Source organism: Streptomyces caatingaensis (assembly GCF_001187435.1).
Taxonomy (GTDB): domain Bacteria; phylum Actinomycetota; class Actinomycetes; order Streptomycetales; family Streptomycetaceae; genus Streptomyces; species Streptomyces caatingaensis.
The window spans coordinates 457,323-479,227 of sequence record NZ_LFXA01000004.1 but is presented as its reverse complement, the minus strand read 5'-3'; the positions used below and the strand labels follow the sequence as shown (position 1 = coordinate 479,227).

Here is a 21,905-nt window from a genome sequence, read left to right as displayed (position 1 = left end):
GACCGTGCCCGAACAGATCCGGTGGACCGTCCTGCCCGACGGCACGGCACCCGACGGCGGGCTCCGGCTCACCGTCCTGGTCACCCCCCGCCTCACCGGGGCCGCCACCCTCGACGGCTTCCCCGGCTTCCGCGACTGGCCCGCCACCCTCGCCGCCCGCGCCGCCGCGCTGCGCGTCGCGTTCCGCGCGCCCGGCGCCGGAGGCACCGGCGTGCTCGTCCCCGCCGCCCCCCGCCAGGACCGCTTCCCGCCCGCCGACAGCGCCCTGTGGCGGCGCCTCTTCCCGCCCTCCACCCCCGTACGTCCGCCCGGCGGGCCCGCGTTCGCGGCCGACGGCCCGCCGCCCGTCCTGCGCTCGTACCCCGGCCGCGACGTCCACGACCGGGTCACGGCCCTCTACACGGCCGTCGCGACCGCCACCGCGCGGCGCCGCGCCTTCCCGCCCGGCGGCGGCGAGGGCGCCGCCGAACAGCTCCCGCCGCGCTGGGACCACCCCGCGCTCGACGACCTCCTCACCCCCCTCACCACCCCCGTCCTCGACCTCGCCCGCGCCGTCGCCGCCGCCTACCCCGCCCTCGACGCCCTGTTCACCGCGCCGTCCGCCGCCGCCCCGAACCCCTACCGCCCCCGCACCATCGACCGCTCCGGCGACGCCTACCGCGCCAACGCCGCCGTCCACAACGCCGCCGAGGCGTACCGCTTCTACGACCGCCCGGCCGCCCCCGCCCCCCGACAGCCGCCCGAACGCCCCGACCTGGACTTCCACACCGCCTGCGCCCTCCTCGCCGACCACCCCGAGCTGCTGCGCCGCCTCGGCCTCGCCCTCGACCTCGTCGCCGCCCCGCCGCCCGGCCTCGCCGACCGCTGGCTCGCCCGCGTCCACTTCACCGACCCGCAGGGCGGGCTGAACGCGGACGAAAGCCTGCGGCCCTGGACGGACCTCCGCCACGTCCCCGGCGCCCGCTTCGAGCCGTACGCCCCCGACGACGGGCCGTACGGGCGGCGGATGCTGCGCCTCGCCGGCCCCGGGACGCTCGTCACCGACCTGGACGTGGACGGCGCGGCGCTCGCCTACGTCGAGTTCTCCCGGATCGTCGGCCAGGCGCTCGCCGCGGCGGCCGACCCGCGCGCCTCCACCGCCCCCGACGCCACCGCGCCGCCCGCCCTGCACGGCGCCGGCCTCACCGTGCTCCGCGACGGCGGGGACGCCGAACTCGCCGACCGGATGGAGGCCGACGCCCGCAACGCGGCCGGCGTCGGCCCGGCGGGCGAGCCCGTCCCCGCGGCCGTCCTCGACGCCTCGCACCTCGTGCGCGGCTACCGCGTGGACGTCGGCCGCGCCGACCCGGCCACCGGGGCCGTCACCGCCTGGCTCCCGCTGTGCGCGCGCACCGGCACCTACGCGATCCGGCCCGCCGGGCAGCCGCCCCTGCCGCTGGCCGTCGCCCCCGACGAGGGGCACGTCAAGGCCGGTGCGGTCGGCGAGGACGCGGCCGGTCAACTCTACGCGCACCAGGCGCTGTTCGGCTGGCACGGCTGGAGCCTGGCCGCCCCGCCGCCCGGCCGCACCCTCGGCCCCGACGACCGGCCCGTCGTCCCCGTGTCCGTCCCCGACCCGCGCTTCCCGCTGGACGCCGCCTTCCGCCCGCCGCCCGGCTCGCTGCCCGCCCTGCGCTACGGGCACACCTACCGGGTGCGCGCCCGGCTGTGCGACCTGGCGGGCAACGGGCCGGGGCCCGGCGCGGACGTCCCCGACGACGTGGCCTCCGCCCCCGTCACCCACCGCCGCTGGGAGCCCGTCCCGCCGCCGGCGGTCGTGCCCCGGTGGCCGTTCCTGGAGGGCGAGTCCGAGGCGCGGCTCGTCATCCGCAGCACGGTGGACGACGCCGGGGTGCCCGTCCCGGCCGGCGCCTGGGCGGCCCTGCGCACCGCGCAGGTGCCCGACCACACGGCCGACACCCCCGTCGACCACCTCGACCGCCGCTACCGCGGCTTCGACGAGCGGCACATCGCCCCGCCCAAGTCGCCGCTCCAGACGGCCGAACGGCACGGCGTCTACGACGACGTCTTCGGCCCGGACGTCCCCGACGCCGTCCGGCGGCGCTGGGCGGCGGACGCCGGCCGCGAGGCGGGCAGCTTCCTCGACACCGTCGTCAGCCTCCCCGAGGACCCCTTCGTCACCCGCGACCTGGCGTTCTTCGGCGAGATCCACGTCGCCAAGCACGACCCCCACGACACCGGGCCGCTCACCGAACTGCCCGTGCCGCGCGGCGCGGGACTCGCGCCCGGCGAGTACGTCGTCCACGACGCCGCCCAGCTCCTGCTGCCCTACCTGCCCGACGTCCCCGCCCGGGGCGTGTCCCTGCGCGGACTGCCCGGCGCCGCGCCCAACGAGACGTACGACTTCCCCGGCCCCTGGCCGCAGGCCAGGCCGCTGCGGCTGAGGATCGTCGAGGGGGACGGGCCGCCGGTCCGGAGCGGGCCGGCGGCGCGGGAGCTGACCGTCCGGCTGCCGAAGGCGACCGTCGCCACCGTCCGGATGAGCTGCCTGCTCGACACCGCCGACCTCGAACTCTTCGGCGCCTGGAGGCTGTTGACCGACTCCGCCCTCTGGGCCGGGCTGCCGCGGGCCAAGAAGGACGAGCTGACGGCCGCGGCGGCCGCCGGCGAGAACTGGATGATCACCCCGTGGGCCGAGCTGACCCTCGTCCACGCCGTCGAGAAACCCCTGGAGGAACCGGAGTTGGGGCCGCTCGCCTTCCCCCGCGAGGAGGGCAGGACCTTCACGCCCCTGGCCGGCCGCGTCCGCTCCCACGCCCGCAGCACCGGCCGCGTCGACATCGACGCCACCTGGAGCGAGTGGACCGACGACGTCTCCGAGGACGCGCCGCGCCGCACCGACGGACACGCCCGCGTCGGCGACGTCACCCTCCGCCCCGCCGACGACGACCGCTCCCTCTTCGGCGTCCGCCACGAGTTCCGCGACACGCGGCACCGCAACGTCACCTACACCCCCGTCGCCACCACCCGCTTCCGCGAGTACTTCCACCCCGCCATCACCGGCCGCCCCGAGCTGATCACCCGCCGGGGCCCCGGCTCCGGCCCCTGGCCCGTCCCCTCCTCCCGCCGCCCCGAACCCCCCGACGTCAGCCACCTCGTCCCCACCGTCCGCTGGGAGAGCGCGGTCGACCACGACCGGCACCGGGTCACCCGCACCCGCCGCCACGCCGGCTTCCGCGTGCACCTGCGCCGCCCCTGGTTCTCCTCGGGCGACGACGAACTCCTCGCCGTCGTCCTGGGGGACGGCCTCCCCGACGAGCTGGCGACGCGCTGCGCCCGGGATCCGGCCGGGGCGGACGCCGGGCCCCTGCGTCCGCTCGCCCTCGCGGACTTCCCCGCCGCCGTGCGCACCGCGACCGGCGTCGTCCTCGCCGAACCGGTCGCCGGCGCCCCGGCGACGGCCTCGGTCGCCGCCTTCGCCCCCGCCTTCGACGCCGAACTCGGCCTGTGGACCTGTGACGTGGACTTCGCCCTCCCGGAACCGGCCTACTTCCCCCACGTCCGGCTGGCCCTGGCCCGCTACCAGCCGTACTCCGTGGACCCCCTGCACCTCTCCGGGGTCACCACCGCCGGTTTCCTCCAGCCGCTCCCCGACCGCACGGTCACGGCCACCATGACCGCCGCCGGCGCCGTCCGCCTCGAACTGAGCGGCCCCGTCTCCTCCAACGCCCTCGGCGCCCGGGCCGGCACGGGCCGGGCGGCCATGGCCGCGAGCCGCCGCGTCCTCGCCACGGTCGAACGCCGCGCGGCGGGCGGCGGCGACCTCGACTGGGCCGGCACCGGCACCGTCCTCGAACTCACCTGCGCGCCGGCCGCCCAGTCCTTCACCTGGTCCGGCGACCTGACCCTGCCCGCCCCGCAGCTCCTCCCGCCGTCCGAATACCGCGTCCTCGTCGAGGAGTTCGAGCTCCACGCCACGGATCCCGCGACGGCGACGGACACGGTGACGGCCGGGGGGACGGCGGTCCCGGCCGGCCGCCGGCTGGTCCACGCGGACCGCTTCGCGCTGACGGTGTCGCTGCTCGGGAGGCTCGTGCTGCGGGAGTGACGTCGGACGATCGGGGGACGGGCGGTGGCCCCGCCAACCACCGGGTGTCCGGTGGCGGCGGGGGGCCCGGCGGCGGAAGGTCGAAGAGGAAAGACCTCCGCGGGTGGGCCCTGCCGGGCCCTGCTGGACCCTGTCGGGAAAGCCCCTGTCGGGAAAGCCTCGCGGAGTGTGTGCCTCAGCAGGAAAGGACATCCGCTGTGCCCCCGACCGGCCCGCCCCGGCGCCACCTCGTCCTGGCCGTCTGCTCGGCGGCCGTCATCATGGTCGGCATCGACGTGACCGCGCTCAACGTCGCCCTTCCCGCCATGGAACGGGAGCTGCGCGCCTCCCTCCCGGGCATGCAGTGGGCCGTCGCGGCCTACAGCCTCGCGATGGCGACGCTGATGCTCTACGCCGGGTCGACGGGCGACCGGATCGGGCGGAAACGCGTGCTGATGGCGGGCGTCGCCGTCTTCACGGCCGCCTCGGTGCTGTGCGCGCTCGCGCCGTCGCTGCCCCTGCTGATCGGGTTCCGGGTGCTCCAGGGCGCGGGGGCCGCGGGGCTCGGTCCCGTCGCCATGGCGATCGTCGCGAACACCTTCCCCGACGAGCACGAGCGGATCCGCGCCATGGGCGTCTGGATGGGCGCCTACGGCATCGGCCTGGCCCTCGGGCCCGTCGTCGGCGGACTGCTCGTGGACGCCGCCGGCTGGCGGTCGGTGTTCTGGCTCAACGTCCCCTTCGGCGTCGTCTCGACGCTGTTCGCGCTGCGCGGCGTCCCGGAGTCGCGGGCCGAGCGGCCGCGCCGCCCCGACCCGGTGGGCCAGCTCCTGGTCATCACCCTGCTGGGGCCGCTGGCGTACGCGGTCATCGAGGCGCCGCGGGCCGGCTGGACGGCGCCCGTCGTCCTCGCCTGCCTCGCCGTGGCCGTCGCGTCGTGCGCCGGGCTGCTCGGCTACGAGCGGCGGCGCGCCGAACCGCTGATCGAGCCGGCCTTCTTCCGCGACGCGCGGTTCTGCGGCGCGATCGCCGCCTCCACGGCCGTCTTCGGGACGTTCGGCGGCTTCTTCTTCCTCACCGCGCTCTACCTCCAGAACCCCCTGCGGATGTCCGCCTCGCGGGCGGGCCTGTGGATGCTGGTCCCCGCGGGCGCCCTCGCCCTCTCCTCCGTGTGCGCGGCCCGGCTGGCCCGCCGCTGCGGCGGACGGCCGCTGCTGGCCGGGGCGGGGGGTGCGCTCGCGGTCAGCGGGGTGCTGACCGCGCTGCTCACGGCGGACTCCTCGTGGGGGCTCCTCGCCGTGGAGTACGTCCTCTTCGGCGTGGGCGTCGGGCTCGCGACGCCGCTGATCATCACGGCGGGGGTCTCGGGGCTGCCGGCGGACCGGGCCGGTCTCGCCTCCGGGATGATCACCACCTTCGGCCGGTCGTCCTTCGCGATGGGCGTCGCCGTCCTCGGCGCGATCCTCAACGCGGGCCTGCGGGGCGCTCCCTTGACGGACGCCTCCGCCTTCACCTCGGCGGTGCGGCCCGCCTGGTGGATCCTCGCGGCGGGCGGGGTGGCCACGGCGCTGCTCGGCCTCCTGGTCACCGCGCGGCGACCGACGCCCGCCGCCGCGGCGCGCGACCCCGCGTGCTGATTTCCCCCACCCCGCCCTTTCCCCGTTCCCCAGGGGCTGCGCCCCTTCCCCCGCCCGCCGCGGCACCGCGCTGCCGCGCGGTGGGCGGGGGCTGCGCCCCCTGCATCCCCTGTGGGGCTCCGCCCCTGCACCCTGGGCGGGGGGCTTCGCCCCGGGGCTCGTGCCTGCGCTGCGCGCGGGCGGGGCGGGGCTCCGCCCCTGCGCCCCACACCGAGGGCTTCGCCCTCTGGCCCCCTTGCAGGGTTGGGCCCTTGGGCCCGGGAGCGCGCTCCGCGCGGTGGCGGGCTTCGACCCCTGGCGCCTTTGCGGGGTTAGGGCCCTTGGCTCGGGACCGCGCTGCCGCGCGGTGGGCGGGGGCTGCGCCCCCTGCATCCCCTGTGGGGCTCCGCCCCTGCACCCCGGGCGGGGGCGCCCCGAGGCCGGGGACCGCGCTCTGCGCGGGTGGGTGGGGGCTGCGCCCCCCGCACCCTGACCAGGGGCTCCGCCCCCGCACCCCCACCCGCGGCTCCACCCCCTGCCCCCTTCCGGGCCCTGCCCGGTCCCGGAACCGCGCTCCGCGTGGCCGGCCGGGCGGCTGCGCCCCCTGCACCCCCGCCCCCCGGTCGCGGCTCCGCCGCCCATCCTCAACTCCTCCCCCAGAGGGGGGATTCAGCCCGTCCGGCGCGTGAGGACGAACGCGGCGCAGCCGCGTCAGGCTCCCCGCGCGGCAGCGCGGCGAGAAACGGTGAAAGGGCGGGGCGGGGGCGAAATCACCGGGCCCGGGGGCGCGTTGAGCGCATCAGCGGACGGTCACGGTGAACGGGGCGGAGACGGCGCCGCCGCCGGTCACGCGGAGGGTGTTCTTGCCCTTGATGCCGAGCTTGACGCGCATCGAGAAGGCCGCGTTCTTGTTGACGGCGACCTTGGCCGGGAGGGCGACCCACTTGGTGCCCTTCTGCTGCTGGAGCGTGACCGTCGTACCCGGCTTGAGGGCCGTCGCCTTGCCGGTCACGCGGAACTCCTGCCACGCCTTCACCGTCTTGGCGCTCGGCTGGGCGGTGAGGGCCGGCTTGGCGGCGGCGACAGCCTTGGGAGAGGCGGCGGGAGCGGGCGCGGCGGCGAAGGCGCCGGCGGCGGCGCCGCCGACGAGGCCGGCCGTCAGGACACCGGCTATGGCGAGGCGGTATGCACGGTTCATGGTGTTCCTCCCTTGTGGGCCCGTTCTGGGCGCTTCACCGAGGAACACGTGAAAAGGGCGACCACGGTTGCAGTCGAGTCGAACGGATTTCCAGGACGACGTTCAGGGCTCAGGACGGGAACACAAACGTGGAGTGATTCGTCGCCAACTGAGCGTCGTCCGGCCCGAACAGCGTCACCTGCACCTGCCAGTGGACGGCGGGATCGACAACGGGAAACGTCGGGTGCCAGTTGGTGACGTCCCACCCCAGGACGGGGGAGCGGACGGTGTGGTCGAGCCCTATGGTCTGCTTGGTGGCGTCGTTGTACGTGTGCCACCTGATGTAGGCGGTCCGCCCCTTGAGACCGGTGAGCGTCACGTTCGCCTGGACCCGGGTCACGCCCGGACTCACCGCCCCCTGGGTGAGGACACTCACAACGGCACCGGAAACGCGGAGAGTTGGCGGTGCGGGCGTCGGCGGTGCGGGCGTCGGCGGAGGAGGGCCGGGCTTCTCCCCGGACGCCCCGCCCTGCAGCAGCACGGGCAGGACCGCCCCCAGCACGAGGGCCACCCCTCCCGTCGCCCAGTACAGCCAGACGCGCGGCCAGAAGCGGGTGCCCTGCGGGAGCGGTGGATCGGGTGGTTCCCCTGTGGTCATGACCGTCCCCCTCGGTATGGCCCCGGCACGTGCCCCGGCAAGCGCCCCGGGCGGTGTTCCGGCCGGAACCGGTGTTCCGGCCGGAACGTGACGCGGACGCTACTCCCGGAATCAGCCGTTCAGGGAGGCGCGCGAGGCGCACCGCGGGGCGCGCGACCTCCGGCCGGTCGCGCGGAAACGGCCGGAGCACTGCCCCGCGCATGCCACCATGAGTAGATAGTTGTACTAACCATGGAGTGATGCATGAAGGAGCCCGTCCCCGCGACCGCCCCCGCCGCAACCACCGCCCCCGCCGCGGCCGGCCGGCAGGCCCCGGAGCCCCCCGGCCCCGGCCGCCGCGCCGCCCTGTTCCTCACGCTCACCCTCGGCGGCCTGACCGCGATGGCGCCGCTGTCGATGGACATGTACCTCCCGGCGCTGCCCGAGGTGACGGATTCGCTGGGAAGCCCCGCCGCCACCGTCCAGCTCACCCTCACCGCCTGCCTCATGGGCATGGCGCTGGGGCAGCTCGTGGTGGGGCCGATGAGCGACAAGTGGGGCCGCCGCCGTCCGCTGTTCGCCGGCATGGTGGTCTACATCGTCGCCACCGCGCTGTGCGCGCTGGCCCCCACCACCGGGCTGCTGGTCGGCTTCCGGCTGGTCCAGGGCCTGGCCGGCGCCGCCGGCATCGTCATCGCCCGGGCCGTGGTGCGCGACCTCTACGACGGCGTGGCGATGGCCCGCTTCTTCTCCACGCTGATGCTGATCTCGGGCGTCGCCCCGGTCGTCGCCCCGCTCGTCGGCGGCCAGCTGCTGCGGCTGACGGACTGGCGGGGGATCTTCGTCGTGCTCGCCGTGATCGGCGCCGTCCTCGCGCTGCTCGTCCGCTTCTGCCTGCCCGAGACGCTGCCGCCCGGGCGGCGCAAGGACGGCGGTCTGGGGGAGGCGCTGCGCTCGATGCGCGGCCTGCTCGCGGACCGGGTCTTCACCGGCTACATGCTCTCCGGCGGCTTCGCGTTCGCCGCGCTGTTCGCCTACATATCGGCCTCGCCCTTCGTCGTCCAGGACATCTACGGGGCCTCGCCGCAGACCTTCAGCCTGCTGTTCGGCCTGAACTCCGTCGGGCTGGTCATCGTCGGCCAGGTCAACGGCAAGGTGCTGGTCGGGCGCGTCAGCCTCGACAAGGCGCTCGGCTGGGGCCTGGCCGTGATCACCGCCGCGGCGGCGGGCCTGGTGGTGCTGGCCTCCGGCGTCCTGGGGGAGCCGGGGCTCGCGCCGGTCGCGGCCGGGCTCTTCGTCCTGATGTCGGCCATGGGCCTCGCCATGCCCAACACCAACGCCCAGGCGCTGATGCGCTCCCGGGACGCGGCCGGCTCCGCGTCCGCCCTGCTCGGCACCTCCACGTACCTGCTGGGCGCGGTCGCCTCGCCGCTCGTCGGGATCGCCGGCGAGCGCACGGCGGTGCCGATGGCCGTCGTCCAGCTCGGCTGCGCGGTGGCGGCGGTGCTGTGCTTCGTGCTGATGTGCCGGCCGGGACGGCGGGCGGCCGCGGCGGACGCACCGGAGCCGGCCGCCCCGTAAAATTCGCCCAATGCACGCCCCCGCCCCCGAGAACGCCCCGCCGGCCGGCGAGAACCTCCGCGCCGCGCTCGCCGGACTGCTCGACGGTCTGCCGCCCCGGCAGGCGGCCCAGGCCGTCGAGCGGCTGATCGCCAACTACCGGGGGCGCACCCCCACCGACGCCCCGGTCCTGCGCGACCGCTCCGACGTGGCCGCCTACGCCGCCTACCGCATGCCCGCCACCTTCGAGGCGGTGCGCTCCGCGCTCGCGGCCTTCCGCACGCGGCTGCCCGCGTGGACGCCGGCCTCGCACGTGGACATCGGCGGCGGCACCGGCGCCGCGACCTGGGCGGTCGCCGACGCCTGGCCGTCCGGCGAGCGGCGGACCACCGTCCTCGACTGGGCCGAGCCCGCGCTCGCCCTCGGCGGCGAACTGGCCCGCTCCGCCGCCTCCCCCGCCCTGCGCGCGGCGCGGTGGCGGCGGCAGGCGATCGGCGCCGGCCTGGAGATTCCCGAGGACACGGATCTGGTCACCGTCTCCTACGTCCTCGGCGAGCTGACCGCCGCCGACCGCGCGGCGGTCGTCGCGCAGGCGGCCCGCGCCCGGGGCGCGCTGATCGTCGAACCGGGCACGCCCGAGGGCTACGCGCGGATCGCCGAGGCGCGGGAGCGGCTGACCGGCGCCGGCCTCACGGTCGTCGCCCCGTGTCCGCACGGCGGCGCGTGCCCCGTCGTGGCGGGGACGGACTGGTGCCACTTCTCGGCCCGGGTCAGCCGGTCGTCGCTGCACCGGCAGGTCAAGGGCGGGTCGTTGGCGTACGAGGACGAGAAGTTCTCGTACGTGGCGGTGGTGCGCGACGCGGTGCCGCCGCGGCCGGGTGAGGCGCGCGTCGTCCGCCGTCCCCAGATCCGCAAGGGGCAGGTCCTGCTGGACCTGTGCACGGCGGAGGAGGGGCTGCGGCGCGAGACGGTGACGAAGCGGCGGGGCGAGGTGTACCGGGCGGCGCGGGACGCCGACTGGGGCGACGCGTGGCCGCCGCCGGCCGGGGCCGGATAGGGGTCCGGCCCGGGGCCGGACCGGCCCGTCCGGCCCCGGGGGGGGCAGCCGCGCGGACCTCAGCGCAGCTCCTGCGTGCAGCACTTCACGCTGCCGCCCCCCTTCAGCAGCTCGCCCAGATCCATCCCGATCGGCTCGAAGCCCCGCTCCCGCAGCGGCGCGAAGAGCCCCACCGCCGCCTGCGGCAGCAGCACGTGCCGCCCGTCGCTCACGGCGTTGAGGCCGAGCGCCGCCGCGTCCTCCTCGCTCGCGACGAGCGCGTCGGGGAAGAGGCGGCGGAGGACGGCCCGGCTGCCGGGGGAGAAGGCGCCGGGGTAGTACATGACCTCGTCCCCGTCGAGGACGCAGAGCGCCGTGTCGAGGTGGTAGTAGCGCGGGTCGACGAGGTCGAGCCCGATGACCGGCCGGCCGAAGTACTCCTGTGCCTCGGGGTGGGAGAGGGGACTGCTGCGGAAGCCGCGGCCGGCCAGCAGCCAGGAGTCGGTGACGGCGAAGTCGCCCTCGCCCTCGTTGATGTGCTCGGGCTCGCGCACCTCGTCGTAGCCGTGGGAGCGGAACCACGCGCGGTGCACGGCCGCCTCCGCGGCCCGCTGCGGATGGGCGAAGCGGGCGCCCAGCACCCGGCCCTCGACGACGGTCGCGCCGTTGGCGGCGAAGACCATGTCCGGGAGATCCGGGCGGGGTTCGAGCTCCTCGACGGTGTGGCCGAGGGAGCGGTAGCGGTCGCGGAGGTCTTCCCACTGCGTGAGGGCGAGCGGCAGATCGACGGGTTTCGCCGGATCCATCCAGGGGTTGATCGAGTAGGTGACCTTGAAGTGGGTCGGAGGGCACATCAGGAAGCGGCGTGGTCTCGCCGTGCGTGGTGGTGCGGTACGCAACTCGCGCTCCTCACGGTGGTGTTGGGCACGTACGCGCCGAGCGTACGTGCCCAAATCGTCCACGCGGGGCGGCTTTCGCGCATGCACCGTACGGGTGGTTTACCGGGCCGCCCGCCCCTCCCGCAGCGCGCGCAGCAGTTCGCGCTTCTGCGCGAGGGGGTCGGTGCCCCGGCCGCCCGCCGGGCCGCCCCCGGTCCCGCCGCGGAGCGCGGCGCGGGAGAGGTTCCTGCGGGTGCCGCCGATGCCGAGCGGGTGTCCGTTGCCTCGGGTCATACGGGCTCTCCTCCTCCTGGTCTGGCGAGACGGTACGTCTCGTCGCGTGAACCCATTACTGCACGAGACGTTTCGTCTTGTCAACGGAAATGAGACGAACCGTCTCGCCTCGTACTGCCGCTACGCTGCTGCCCATGGCCTCCAGCACCCCCAAGAACCCCAAGCCGCAGCCCGACCGCACCCGCCGCAGCGAGCGTTCCCGCCAGGCGATCCTCACCGCCGCCCTCGACCTCATCGGGGAGTCCGGCTACCAGCGGCTCACCATCGAGGCCATCGCCGCCCGGGCCGGGGTCGGCAAGCAGACCATCTACCGCTGGTGGCCCTCCAAGGCCGCCGTCCTGCTCGACGCCTTCGTCGCCCTCGGCGAGGAGGCCGCCGACGGCGGGACGGAGCTCCCCGACACCGGGGACCTCGCCGCCGACCTCAAGGCCGTCGTCCGCGCCACCGTCGACGAGCTCAACAGCCCCCGCTTCGACGCCCCTTCGCGGGCCCTCGCCGCCGAGAGCGTCGTCAACCCGGAGCTGTGCGCCCAGTTCACCGAGCGGGTGCTGGAGCCCCAGCTCGAACTCTACGTACGGCGCATCCGCGCCGCCCAGGAGGCCGGGCAGGCCGACCCGGACGCCGACCCGCGCACCGCCCTGGAGCTGATCGTCGGCCCCCTCGCCCACCGCTGGCTGCTGCGCACCCTGCCCCTCACGCACGCCTACGCCGACGCCGTCGTCGACCTCGCGCTGCGCGGCCTCACCCCCCGGTGAGCCGGGCGTCACACCCCCGGATGCGCCCGGCGGTCACACCGGGCGCAGGATGGTGGCAGCATTGAGCGGAGACCGCGGTCGAAGTGAGGGGATAGATGGAACGCAAGAGCCGGTTCTCCCAGTGGCTGCGCCGCCCCAGGAGCGGGCCGGGCGGCACCGCGGCTGCGGGGGCGGCCACCGGGGCCGCCCGCGAGGAACTGCTCCTGGCCGCGGCCGCCGCGGGATTCCCCGTCGCGCCGGCCGCGCACCCCTCCGGCTACGGCTGTTCCTGCGAACGCATCGGCTGTCCCACGCCGGGCCGCCACCCGGTCTCCTTCGCCTGGCAGACGCTCGCCACGACCGACCCCGAGAAGGTCACCAAGTGGCTCCGCGCCCAGCCCGAGGCCAACTTCGTCACCGCCACCGGCATGGCCCATGACGTCCTCGACGTCCCCGCGCCGGCCGGGCGCGCCGCCCTCGACCGGCTGACCTCCGCCGGCGTCGAGGTCGGGCCCGTCGCCACGGTCGCCCCCGACCGCATGCTCTTCTTCACCGCGACGCGCGGCACCCCCGACGACGAGGACGAGTGGTGGCCCTGCGAGCTGGACTGCCACCCCGAGACGCTGGACGAGCACCCCGGCCTGCGGTGGCACTGCCGCGGCAGCTACGTCCTGCTGCCGCCGTCCCGGCTGCCGGGGGACGGGGCGACGGCGCCGTACGTGGCGTGGCTCCTCGGCCCCGAGCGGCCGCTGCCGGATCCGCTGACGCTGCTGGAGGCGCTGACGGACGCGTGCGCGCAGTACGCGGGGGAGCGGCCGGACCACGAGCACCACGCGGCGTGGCCGCTGGGCCGCTAGGCCCTCACTCCCCCCGCGCCGCCACCAGCGACTCGATCCGGTTCAGGAACTCCACCCGGCCCCCGGCCCCGGCCGGCACCCGCACCGCCGCCTCCGAGACCCGCGTGTACGTGACGGCCGTCCGCAGATCGCCGGACAGCAGCGCCTTCGTCCGCGGATCGGTGATCCCGGGACGGACCCCGCGGGCCATCGTGCGCTTCTCCCGGTGGTGCGCGGTGAAGAAGACGACCGCGCCGCCGTCCGCCGTGCGGAGGGCGAGCGGCGGGAAGCCGGGCGCGCCCTCGGGCGTGTCGATCCAGTCCGTCCGGAAGGAGGGGGTACGGGCGAGGCGGGCCCGGTCGGCCCGCGCCCGCGTCGTCGCGGCCGAGGGTGCGAAGACGTCCCCCGAGCCCGTCCGCAGGAAGGCCGTGTAGGCGCGGCTCACCGCGGACGGCGCCAGCGCGAGGCCGCCGCCGGAAGCGGGGGGCACCGGCTCGGCCCACCCGTCCCGGTCCGTCCGGAACGCCGGCACGGACCCCGGGGCGTGCAGCGTCAGGTACGCCGCCTTCCACGGCTCGCCCGCGGCCGCCCGCACGAAGACGACGAGCCACCGGTTGCCGTCCCGGTTGCTGCGGGTGTCCGCGAGGAAGAACTTCGGCCAGCCGGCCGCCTTGGGGATCGTGAAGCGCGCGTCGTCGAGCCTCAGCGCCGGGTAGCCGGGGTTGCCCTTCGGCAGCCGGGCGCGCTGTTCCACCAGGTCCGCGCGGGCGATCTCGGCGAGGGCGCCCGTCTCGACCCGGTCGACGGCGGCCGGGTCGAGACGCCGGTACGCCTCGGTGTAGCCCGCGGTGAAGCGGGCGAGGACGTCGCCGGCCTCAGCCCTGCTCACCGACGGGATGATCTCCCGTTCGCCGTGCACCGTCACGCACCCCGCCGTCACCAGCAGCAGAAGCGGCAGCGTCAACGCGGCCAGCAGCCGGGACAGTCGCATCGGCCTGGGCCTCCTGGGGTGCTCGGGACGGCGCCACCTTACCCGCCGCCGGCTTGCCGGCCCCTCCCGGGGCGAAGAAGAACAGCAGGGTCGGGACGAGGTACAGCGCCCACACCGCGACCTGCAACCAGGTCGGGTCCGGCTGGAAGTTGAAGACGCCCTTGAGCAGCGTGCCGTACCAGCTGTCCGCCGGGATCTGCTCGCTGACGTCGAACGCCTTGCTGCCCAGCCCCGGGAGGACGTCCGCCTCCTGCAAGTCGTGGAAGCCGTACGCCAGGACACCCGCCGCGACCACGATCAGCATGCCGCCGGTCCAGGTGAAGAACTTCGCCAGGTTGATCCGCAGGGCGCCCCGGTAGAACAGCCAGCCCAGCACCACCGCGGTCAGCAGCCCCAACAGGGCGCCGACCAGCGGCCGTACGCCGTCGTCGGTGGCCTGCACGGCGGTCCAGATGAACAGCGCGGTCTCCAGGCCCTCCCGGCCCACGGCCAGGAAGGCGGTGAGGACGAGCGCGCCGGTGCCCATGGCGAGCGCCGCGTCCAGCTTGCCGTGCAGCTCCTTCTTCAGGTGCCGCGCGGTGCGCCGCATCCAGAAGACCATCCACGTCACCAGGCCGACGGCGACGATGGACAGCGAACCGCCCAGCATCTCCTGGGCCTCGAACGTCATGGTCCGCGAGCCGTACTGGAGCACCGCGCCGAAGCCCATGGCGAGCAGGACGGCGGCGGAGATGCCGAGCCAGACGGGGCGCAGGGCGTCCCGCCGTTCGCTCTTGACGAGGTAGGCGACGAGGATGCAGACGACCAGGCTGGCCTCCAGCCCCTCGCGCAGGCCGATCAGATAGTTGCCGAACACGCGGCTTCTCCTCGTTTCAGGAAGATCTCTGGCGGACTCGGGGGAGTCCGGGCGGACTCAGGCGAACAGCGCCCTGCCCCACCAGTCGTCCTTGTCCCGGACGCCCGGCGGCACGGCGAAGACGGCCGAACCGACGTGCTGGATGTACTCGTTGAGCGCGTCCGACCTCGACAGCCGCGTCTGCACCGGGATGAAGCCGTCCCGCACGTCGCGCTGGTAGGCGATGAAGAACAGCCCGGCGTCGAGGCGTCCGAGCCCGTCCGTGCCGTCCGTGAAGGAGTAGCCGCGGCGCAGGATGGTCGCCCCGGAGTTGCTGTCCGGGTGGGCCAGGCGCACGTGCGCGTCCGGCTTCATCGCCTTCAGGTTGGGCTCGTCGTGCTCGCGCTGCTTGCCGATCGGCGCGCCCTCGGCCTTGGTGCGGCCGAAGACGTCCTCCTGCTCCTTGAGCGAGGTGCGGTCCCAGGTCTCGATGTGCATCCGGATGCGCCGGGTGACGACGTACGAGCCGCCGGCCATCCAGGCGGGGCCGTCCTTCTCGCCGACCCATACGTGCTTGTCGAGCCGGTCGGTCTCGGTGCCCGCGATGTTGCGGGTGCCGTCCTTGAAGCCGAGCATGTTGCGCGGCGTCTGGGCGTCCGGCGTCGTCGAGGACGTCTTGCCGAAGCCGAGCTGCGACCAGCGGACGGCGGCGCGGCCCATCGCGATCCGGGCCAGGTTGCGGATGGCGTGCACGGCGACCTGCGGGTCGTCGGCGCACGCCTGGACGCAGAGGTCGCCGCCGCTGCGGGCCGGGTCGAGGTTGTCGCCGGGGAACGGCGGCAGGTCCACCAGGGCCTCGGGGCGGCGGGACTTGAGGCCGAAGCGGTCCTTGCCGTCCTTCTCGAAGAGGCCGGGGCCGATGCCGAAGGTGAGGGTGAGGCGGGACGGCTTGAGGCCGAGGGCCTCGCCGGTGTCGTCCGGCGGCAGTTCGTCGTTGTCGCCGACCGCGCCCGTGCCGACCTCGCGCCCGGCGGTCATCGCGGCGGCGGCCGCGGTCCACTCCTTGAGGAGGGCGATCAGCTTGGCGCGGTCGGTGGTCGTCACGTCGAACGCGGCGAAGTGCAGCCGGTCCTGGACGGGCGTGGCGATGCCCGCCTGGTGGACGCCGTGGAAGGGGACGGCGTCGCCGCCGGCGGCGGCCGGCCCGGCGTCCTCGCCGCCCAGGTCCAGCGCGGCGGCCGTGCCGCCGGCCACGGCGGCGCCGAGCGCCAGTCCGGCGCCGCCCCAGCCCAGCAGGGTGCGGCGGGAGGGCCCGGGTCGGGTGTCCTGCTCGGTCATCGGTGTGCCCCCGCTCACTTCGCCACGGCGCCGGCGAGCTTGGACAGCGGCTCGGAGAGCGCGTTGACCACGTCGGACAGCTTCTTGCGGTCGTCCTTGCCGACGGAGTCGTACGCCTTGAAGCCGTCGCCCTCGCGGTAGTCGTCGAGCGCCTTCCTCACGTTGGCGAACTGCTTGTCCAGCTCGGCCACCAGCGGCCCGTCCTGCTTGGCGGCGACCGGCTTCAGCAGGGTGAAGGCCTTCTCGGCGCCCTCGACATTGGCCTCGAAGTCGTCCAGGTCGGTGTGGCTGTAGCGCTCCTCCTCACCGGTGATCTTGTTCCGGTAGACCTCGTCGAGGAGTTCCTTGGCGCCGTTGGCCATGCTGGTGGGGGTGATCTCGGCGGTGCCGACGCGCTTCTGCCAGTCCTGGAGGTCCTTGATCAGCTGGTCGGCGAGGGCCTTGTCCTCGTCCGTGATCTTCTTGTCCTGCCAGAGGGACTTCTCCAGCCGGTGCCAGCCGGTCCACTTCTGGCCCTTCTCCAGGCCGTCCTCGCGGACGTCGACCTTCGGGTCGATGTCGCCGAAGGACTCGGCGACCGGCTCGGTGCGCTCCCAGCCGGTGCGGGACGGGGCGTAGGTCTTCCTCGCCCCGTCCAGGTCGCCGTTCCTGACCGCCTCGGCGAACTTCCGCGCCGCGGGCAGGGTCTCGTCGGCCTGCTGCTGGACGTACGTGCGGTACTCGGCGACCGCCTTGTCGAGGGCCGGGTCGCTCTTCTTCTCCGTGCCGTCGCCGCCGGTGACGGTGATCTTCTGCCGGATTCCGTCGCCCTTCATACCGGGCTTGCAGGCGATTTCGTAGGAGCCCGGCTTCTTGACCGTCGCGGTGATCTCGGCCTTGGTGCCGGGGCCGATGTTCTCCCGCTCGGTGACGATCCGGTCGTCGGCGGCGTAGACGTAGACCTCGGTGACCTTGGAGCCCTTGTTCTCGATATCGATCTTGACGTGCCCCGCGGGGAACGAGGTCTTCGAGACCTCGCACGAGTCGTCGGACGCGGTCACGCGTATCGCGTCGGAATCCTTGGCGTCGGACTTCTCGGCACAACCGGAAACGGTTGCCAGCGCTGCCGCCGCGGCGACGACGGTGACGGCGGAGGAGCGGAGGGCTCGCATACGGGCTCCAGGCTTGCTCGGAGAGTCGGGTTCCGGCGGTGGCCGAAAACGCACTGTCGAATTAGGCCGACCTAACTTATCTGAGGCTTGCCTACCCTGTTCCCGTGCGGGGGCGTGATTCTGCTCTCACGGGGCAAAATTTCGACCATCCCGTATCGGCAGCACCAAAGGTTCACCGGTGGCCGGGTGCTTGATCACTTCTACGGGCTGTCCGTAGACGCGGCCGATCATTTCCGCCTCGAAGACGGCGGAGGGCGGCCCGTCGGCCGCGATCCGCCCCTCGTGCAGCACGGCGACGCGGTCCGCGTAGGCGCCCGCCAGCCCGAGGTCGTGCAGCACGACGACGACGGCGCAACCTGCGGCGGCGCGCTCCCGGCAGACGCGCAGCACCAGTTCCTGGTGCCGCAGGTCGAGCGCGGCCGTCGGCTCGTCGAGCAGCAGCAGCGGGGTGCGCTGCGCGAGGACGCGGGCGAGGGCGACGCGGGCGCGCTCCCCGCCGGAGAGGGCGGAGAAGGGGCGGGGGGCGAATCCGGCCACCTCGGTCAGCCGCATCGCTTCCGCCACGGCGGCGTCGTCCTCCTCCTCGGCCCCGGTGCCGGCCCAGGGGGCCCGGCCCATCCTCACGACCTCCTCCACGGTGAAGGGGAAGCGCAGTTCGGCCGCCTGCGGCAGGACGGCCCTGCGGAGCGCCAGCTCCGCCGCGCCCCACTCCGCCGCGGGCCGCCCGGCGATCGCGACGCGCCCGCCCGCGGCGGGCAGATCGCGCGCGAGCGCCGCGAGGAGCGTGGACTTCCCGGCGCCGTTCGGCCCCACGAGGGCGACGACTTCGCCGGCCCGGACGCCGATGCCGACGCCGTCGAGGACGGTCCGCCCGGCGAGGACGACGCGCAGGGCGCGCGCCTCGGCGAGGACGGTGCCGGGGGGCGGGTTCTGGGGGAGGGGACGGGGGCGTCGCCTGAGCATGTGGGTCTCCTGGGGGTTGTGGGGGTGGGGAGTTGTGCCCCCTCCGGGGGGTCCGGGGTCAACTCCCCGCGGAGCGGCTCACATCCACCCCCCGCGCCCCCGCCGCGCCCTCCGCAACAGCACGAAAAAGAACGGACTCCCCACCAGCGCCGTCAGCACCCCCAGCGGCAGTTCGGCCGGCTGAACGGCCGTCCGAGCGGCCAGGTCCGCGGACACCAGCACCAACGCACCACCCACCGCACTCCCCGGCACCAGGAACCGATGCCCCGGCCCCGCCACCATCCGCAGCAGATGCGGCACCAGCAGCCCCACGAACGCCACCACCCCCGCCACCGCCACCGCCGCGGCCGTCAGCAGCGCCACGACCAGCACCAGCACCAGCCTCAACCGCTCGACGTCCACGCCGAGATGACGCGCCGGGCGCTCGCCGAGCGCCAGCAGATCCAGCCGCCGCGCGTACAGCGGCGCCACCGCCAGCCCCGCCACCGCACACGGCAGAACCGCCAGCACCTTCGGCCAGGTGGCCTGCGCCAGCGACCCCAGCTGCCAGAACGCGATCTGCGACACCTGCGCGTTGTCGGCGAGGAAGACCCCGAGCCCGATGAGCGCCCCCGCGAACGCGTTCATCGCGATGCCCGTCAGCAACAGCGTCACCACCTCCGTGCGCCCCCCGGACCGCGACAGCGCGTACACCGCCAGCACCGTCACCAGCCCGCTCACGAACGCGCACGCCGAGACCGTCCACGTCCCGAGGAAACCCAGCCCGAGCGCGATGGACGCGACGGCACCCACCGCCGAGCCCATCGAGACGCCGATGACGGCCGGTTCGGCCAGCGGGTTGCCGAACACGCCCTGCGTGAGCGCCCCCGCGCACCCCAGCGACGAACCGACGAGCAGCGCCAGCACCACCCGCGGCAGCCGGACGTTCCACAGGACGCTCTCGCCGACCCGGTCCAGCTCCGCCCCGCCCAGCCCGGTCCGGTGCAGCAGCGAGCCGACGACGTCGCCGAGCGGGATGTCGTAGGCGCCGGTCCCGGCCGAGGCGAGGCAGGCGAGGACGAGCGCGGCGGTCATGGCGGCGCCGAGCACCACGGGAACGGTGCGCGGCCGTGCGGCCGCGGTCGCCGCCCGGGTGCTCACCTGCCGCCCCGGTGGATCTGTCCGGCCAGCGAGCGCAGCACCACGTCCGTCCGCGGCCCGTAGTTGAGCAGCACCCCGTCGTCGACGGAGGCCACCCGCCGGTCCAGCCCGGCCGGCGTCTCGGCGACGCCCGGCACCTTCAGCAGCCCGTCCACCCCGCCGACCGACGCCAGTCCCCTGGACATCACGAGGATGACGTCGGGCGCGGCCTTGGCGAGCGCCTCGCTGGTGATGGGCGTGAAGTCCTTCGTCAGCCCGGACTCCTTGCCCGCGTCCACGCCGCCCGCCGCCTCGATGAGCGAGGACGCGCCGGACCGGGCCCCGCCGAGCAGATAGACGGACGCCGAGCCGCGCAGGTAGAGGAAGGCGACACGCGGCCGGCCGCCGCCGCGCGGGATCCCGCGCCGCACCTCGTCGACCCGCTCCTGCGTCCGCCGCCGCAGCGCCGCGCCCGCGTCGCGTACGCCCAGGGCCGCCGCGATCCGCTCGATCTGCGGCCCGATGTCGGAGAGTCGGGACGGCGGGTCCAGCAGGACGACCGGGACGCCGGCCCGGCGGATCTGGTCGAGGGCCTCGCGCGGCCCGGTCCGGGTGTCGGCGAGGACGACGCCGGGCTTCAGCGAGAGCACGCTCTCCGCCGACACGTCGTGCGCCCGCGTGACGACCGGCAGCTTCCGGGCCTGCTCGAAGGTGGCCGAGACGTCCCGCGCGACGACCCGGTCGCCGAGCCCGAGCGAGAAGACGGTCTCGGCGACGGCCCCGGACAGCGGGACGATCCGGTCGGCGGAGCGCACGGTGACGTCCCGGCCGTCGGCCGACCGTACGGTCGCCGGGAGTCGAGGCCGGGGCGGCGGCCCCGGCGGCACGTCGGCGCGGTCGGCCGTGGAGGGGGAGGCCGACGGTCCCGGGGACGCCGTGCCGTCCGTCCCACAGGCCGTGAGGGCGACGAGGGCGACGAGGCCCAGGGCGAGGGCGAGCAAGGTGGCCAGGGGGCGCGACGGGCCCAACGGCGCGTCCGGCGCCTGCCGTTGCTGCACGGTCCTGCCTTTCCGTGGGGGACGGGTGTACGCACTGCGGGCTATAGCTTAGGTTAGCCTTACCTAAGTGGCCACGTCGGTGTGCTTCCGGCTCCTCCGGCGGGAAAGGTTTTCGATGTCGCCGTACAGATGTGCCCGTGCGCCCGTCGCCGTAATCCTCGCGGCACTCTGCGCCGCGCTCCTGCCGTGGCCGGCGGCAGCGGCCCCGGAGAGCCGCGAGGTGTCCGGCGGCCGTCTGGACTGGGGCGTCAAGTCCTCGTTCCAGAGCTACGTCACCGGGCCCGTCGCCCGGGGGAGCTGGGAACTGCTGGGCGGCGCCGCTACGGTCGGGAGCAGCCAGTTCCGCTTCCACTCCGCGAAGGGCACCTACACGCCGGACAAGGGCGCCTTCGAGGCCGGCTTCTCCGGCGGGGTGCGCTTCACCGGTCACCGGAAACCCGACGGCTCGTCCGAGCTCGACCTGACGATCGCCCGGCCCGCCGTCCGGATCGAGGGCACGGGCGGCACCCTCCTCGCCGACATCACCGGCAAGGCGAGGGGAACGGGCGAAGTCACCTCCCGCACCCGCGTCCCGCTCGCCGCGCTCGACCTGACCGGCGCGGACCTGCGCGGCGCCGGAACGACGGTGAGTCTCACGGGAGTTCCGGCGAAGCTGACCGCCGAGGGCGCGGAGGCGTTCGCCGGCTACTACACCGCCGGTACGCAGCTCGACCCGGTGACCCTCTCCGCCGACCTCGTCACCGGCCCGGCCGCGCGCAACGAGTCGCCGTCCCCCTCCGGCCCCCCGGCCGGACAGCCCGCCGAACGGGGCGAGTTCACGGGCGCGGCCGTCGACTGGGGCGTACGCCGCACCTTCCGCGAGTACGTCACCGGCCCCATCGCCCAGGGCTCCTGGACGGTGGCCGACGGCGCCCGCGAGGGCGGCGCGCTCTTCCGCTTCACGGACGGCAAGGGCCGCTACGAGGACCGAGGGGCGGCCCTCGCCGCGTCCTTCGCGGGCACCCTCCGCTTCACCGGCAAGGACCTCGACCTGACGCTGAGCGGTGTCGAGGTCGAGGTGAGGCACCGCGAGGGCACCCTGTCCGCACGGGTGGGGCGCGCGGGTTCCGCACCCGGGAAGGCCGTACCGCTGGTCACCTTCGACGCGGCGGGCCTCCGGCAGAAGGACGGGCTCGCGTCCGTGACCGAGGCCCCGGCGAAGCTGACCGCCCAGGGCGCCGGGGCGTTCGGCGGCCTCTACCGGGAGGGCGCGGCGATGGACCCGGTCTCGCTGGCCGTCCCCCTGACGGCCGGGGCGCCGGTGCCGCCGCTGCCGGACGTGGGGCACGGGCCGCTCGCGGCGCCCGGGGCGGCCGCCCGGGAGGACGGCGGCTCCTCCTCGTCCTCCTCATCCTCCTCCTCCGATGACGTGCCGCTGATCGCCGGCGTCGCCGGAGGCGCGGTCCTGCTGGCCGCCGCCGGTTACGCCGTCGTACGGATGCGTCGCAAGCGCTCCGCGTGACCGGCCGGGCCACCCCTTCCCGCACGGCCGTCCGCCTGACTACCTTTCATACGCTGCCTGCAAGGGCCGCACTTCTTCAAAAGGAGACCCGACA

General features: G+C 75.2%; 18 protein-coding genes. 7 read left to right on the top strand and 11 right to left on the bottom strand.

All coding sequences use genetic code 11. The features are described from left to right. The first annotated feature begins 4 nt into the window (after positions 1-4). The gene (locus AC230_RS09525; protein WP_049715635.1) at positions 5-4,108 is read left to right on the top strand and encodes a hypothetical protein; all 4,104 of its coding nucleotides are present in this window, start codon (positions 5-7) and stop codon (positions 4,106-4,108) included. Between the two features lie 197 nt (positions 4,109-4,305). Further along, positions 4,306-5,724, top strand: coding sequence for an MFS transporter (locus AC230_RS09520; RefSeq protein WP_053161100.1), 1,419 nt, complete (start codon positions 4,306-4,308; stop codon positions 5,722-5,724). A gap of 778 nt (positions 5,725-6,502) precedes the next feature. On the opposite strand, the gene AC230_RS09515 is transcribed toward AC230_RS09520, so the two are convergent. Continuing rightward, complete coding sequence (locus tag AC230_RS09515; RefSeq protein WP_049715634.1) at positions 6,503-6,901, bottom strand: hypothetical protein; 399 nt, start codon at positions 6,899-6,901, stop codon at positions 6,503-6,505. Between the two features lie 109 nt (positions 6,902-7,010). Further along, positions 7,011-7,538, bottom strand: coding sequence for a hypothetical protein (locus AC230_RS32475; RefSeq protein ID WP_157868540.1), 528 nt, complete (start codon positions 7,536-7,538; stop codon positions 7,011-7,013). Between the two features lie 243 nt (positions 7,539-7,781). Between AC230_RS32475 and AC230_RS09505 the strand changes: the two genes are divergently transcribed. Next, positions 7,782-9,098 carry a multidrug effflux MFS transporter gene (locus AC230_RS09505; protein WP_049715632.1) on the top strand — a complete coding sequence of 439 codons (1,317 nt, stop codon included), beginning with the start codon at positions 7,782-7,784 and terminating at the stop codon, positions 9,096-9,098. A gap of 10 nt (positions 9,099-9,108) precedes the next feature. Continuing rightward, a complete protein-coding gene (locus tag AC230_RS09500; RefSeq protein WP_049715631.1) occupies positions 9,109-10,134 on the top strand; it encodes a small ribosomal subunit Rsm22 family protein in 1,026 nt (341 codons plus the stop codon). A 59-nt stretch (positions 10,135-10,193) separates the two neighbouring features. Here AC230_RS09500 and ddaH read toward each other — a convergent pair whose 3' ends face one another. Together ddaH and AC230_RS32950 are read right to left on the bottom strand one after the other, a co-directional pair. Then, complete coding sequence (gene ddaH, locus AC230_RS09495) at positions 10,194-11,012, bottom strand: dimethylargininase (RefSeq protein ID WP_338399787.1); 819 nt, start codon at positions 11,010-11,012, stop codon at positions 10,194-10,196. 99 nt (positions 11,013-11,111) lie between these two features. Beyond that, a complete protein-coding gene (locus AC230_RS32950) occupies positions 11,112-11,285 on the bottom strand; it encodes a DUF6243 family protein (RefSeq protein WP_198535480.1) in 174 nt (57 codons plus the stop codon). 134 nt (positions 11,286-11,419) lie between these two features. Here AC230_RS32950 and AC230_RS09490 point away from each other — a divergent pair, with 134 nt between their 5' ends. Then, positions 11,420-12,040: a TetR/AcrR family transcriptional regulator gene (locus AC230_RS09490; RefSeq protein WP_049715629.1), complete on the top strand. Its 621-nt coding sequence runs from the start codon at positions 11,420-11,422 to the stop codon at positions 12,038-12,040. A 95-nt stretch (positions 12,041-12,135) separates the two neighbouring features. Continuing rightward, positions 12,136-12,876, top strand: a complete 741-nt coding sequence (locus AC230_RS09485; protein ID WP_049715628.1) for a bifunctional DNA primase/polymerase — start codon at positions 12,136-12,138, stop codon at positions 12,874-12,876. A 4-nt stretch (positions 12,877-12,880) separates the two neighbouring features. On the opposite strand, the gene AC230_RS09480 is transcribed toward AC230_RS09485, so the two are convergent. The 7 genes from AC230_RS09480 to AC230_RS09450 all read right to left on the bottom strand — a co-directional run bounded on the left by AC230_RS09480 (position 12,881) and on the right by AC230_RS09450 (position 20,262). Further along, positions 12,881-13,846 carry an SCO2278 family lipoprotein gene (locus AC230_RS09480; protein WP_479683262.1) on the bottom strand — a complete coding sequence of 322 codons (966 nt, stop codon included), beginning with the start codon at positions 13,844-13,846 and terminating at the stop codon, positions 12,881-12,883. Continuing rightward, the gene (gene efeU / locus AC230_RS09475) at positions 13,731-14,702 is read right to left on the bottom strand and encodes an iron uptake transporter permease EfeU (protein WP_049715627.1); all 972 of its coding nucleotides are present in this window, start codon (positions 14,700-14,702) and stop codon (positions 13,731-13,733) included. The genes AC230_RS09480 and efeU overlap by 116 nt, the downstream gene beginning before the upstream one ends. A gap of 57 nt (positions 14,703-14,759) precedes the next feature. Beyond that, positions 14,760-16,019: an iron uptake transporter deferrochelatase/peroxidase subunit gene (gene efeB, locus AC230_RS09470; RefSeq protein WP_049715626.1), complete on the bottom strand. Its 1,260-nt coding sequence runs from the start codon at positions 16,017-16,019 to the stop codon at positions 14,760-14,762. A 14-nt stretch (positions 16,020-16,033) separates the two neighbouring features. Next, positions 16,034-17,170: an iron uptake system protein EfeO gene (efeO, locus tag AC230_RS09465; RefSeq protein WP_049715625.1), complete on the bottom strand. Its 1,137-nt coding sequence runs from the start codon at positions 17,168-17,170 to the stop codon at positions 16,034-16,036. 126 nt (positions 17,171-17,296) lie between these two features. Further along, positions 17,297-18,133, bottom strand: coding sequence for a heme ABC transporter ATP-binding protein (locus AC230_RS09460; protein ID WP_049715624.1), 837 nt, complete (start codon positions 18,131-18,133; stop codon positions 17,297-17,299). A gap of 78 nt (positions 18,134-18,211) precedes the next feature. Further along, positions 18,212-19,225 (bottom strand): FecCD family ABC transporter permease, encoded by a 1,014-nt coding sequence (locus tag AC230_RS09455; protein ID WP_241833170.1) that lies wholly within the window; start codon positions 19,223-19,225, stop codon positions 18,212-18,214. 44 nt (positions 19,226-19,269) lie between these two features. Further along, positions 19,270-20,262: a heme/hemin ABC transporter substrate-binding protein gene (locus AC230_RS09450; protein WP_078871129.1), complete on the bottom strand. Its 993-nt coding sequence runs from the start codon at positions 20,260-20,262 to the stop codon at positions 19,270-19,272. A gap of 163 nt (positions 20,263-20,425) precedes the next feature. Between AC230_RS09450 and AC230_RS09445 the strand changes: the two genes are divergently transcribed. Then, on the top strand, positions 20,426-21,811 hold the full coding sequence (locus AC230_RS09445) for an HtaA domain-containing protein (protein WP_049715622.1): 1,386 nt from the start codon (positions 20,426-20,428) through the stop codon (positions 21,809-21,811). Positions 21,812-21,905 lie beyond the last annotated feature (94 nt).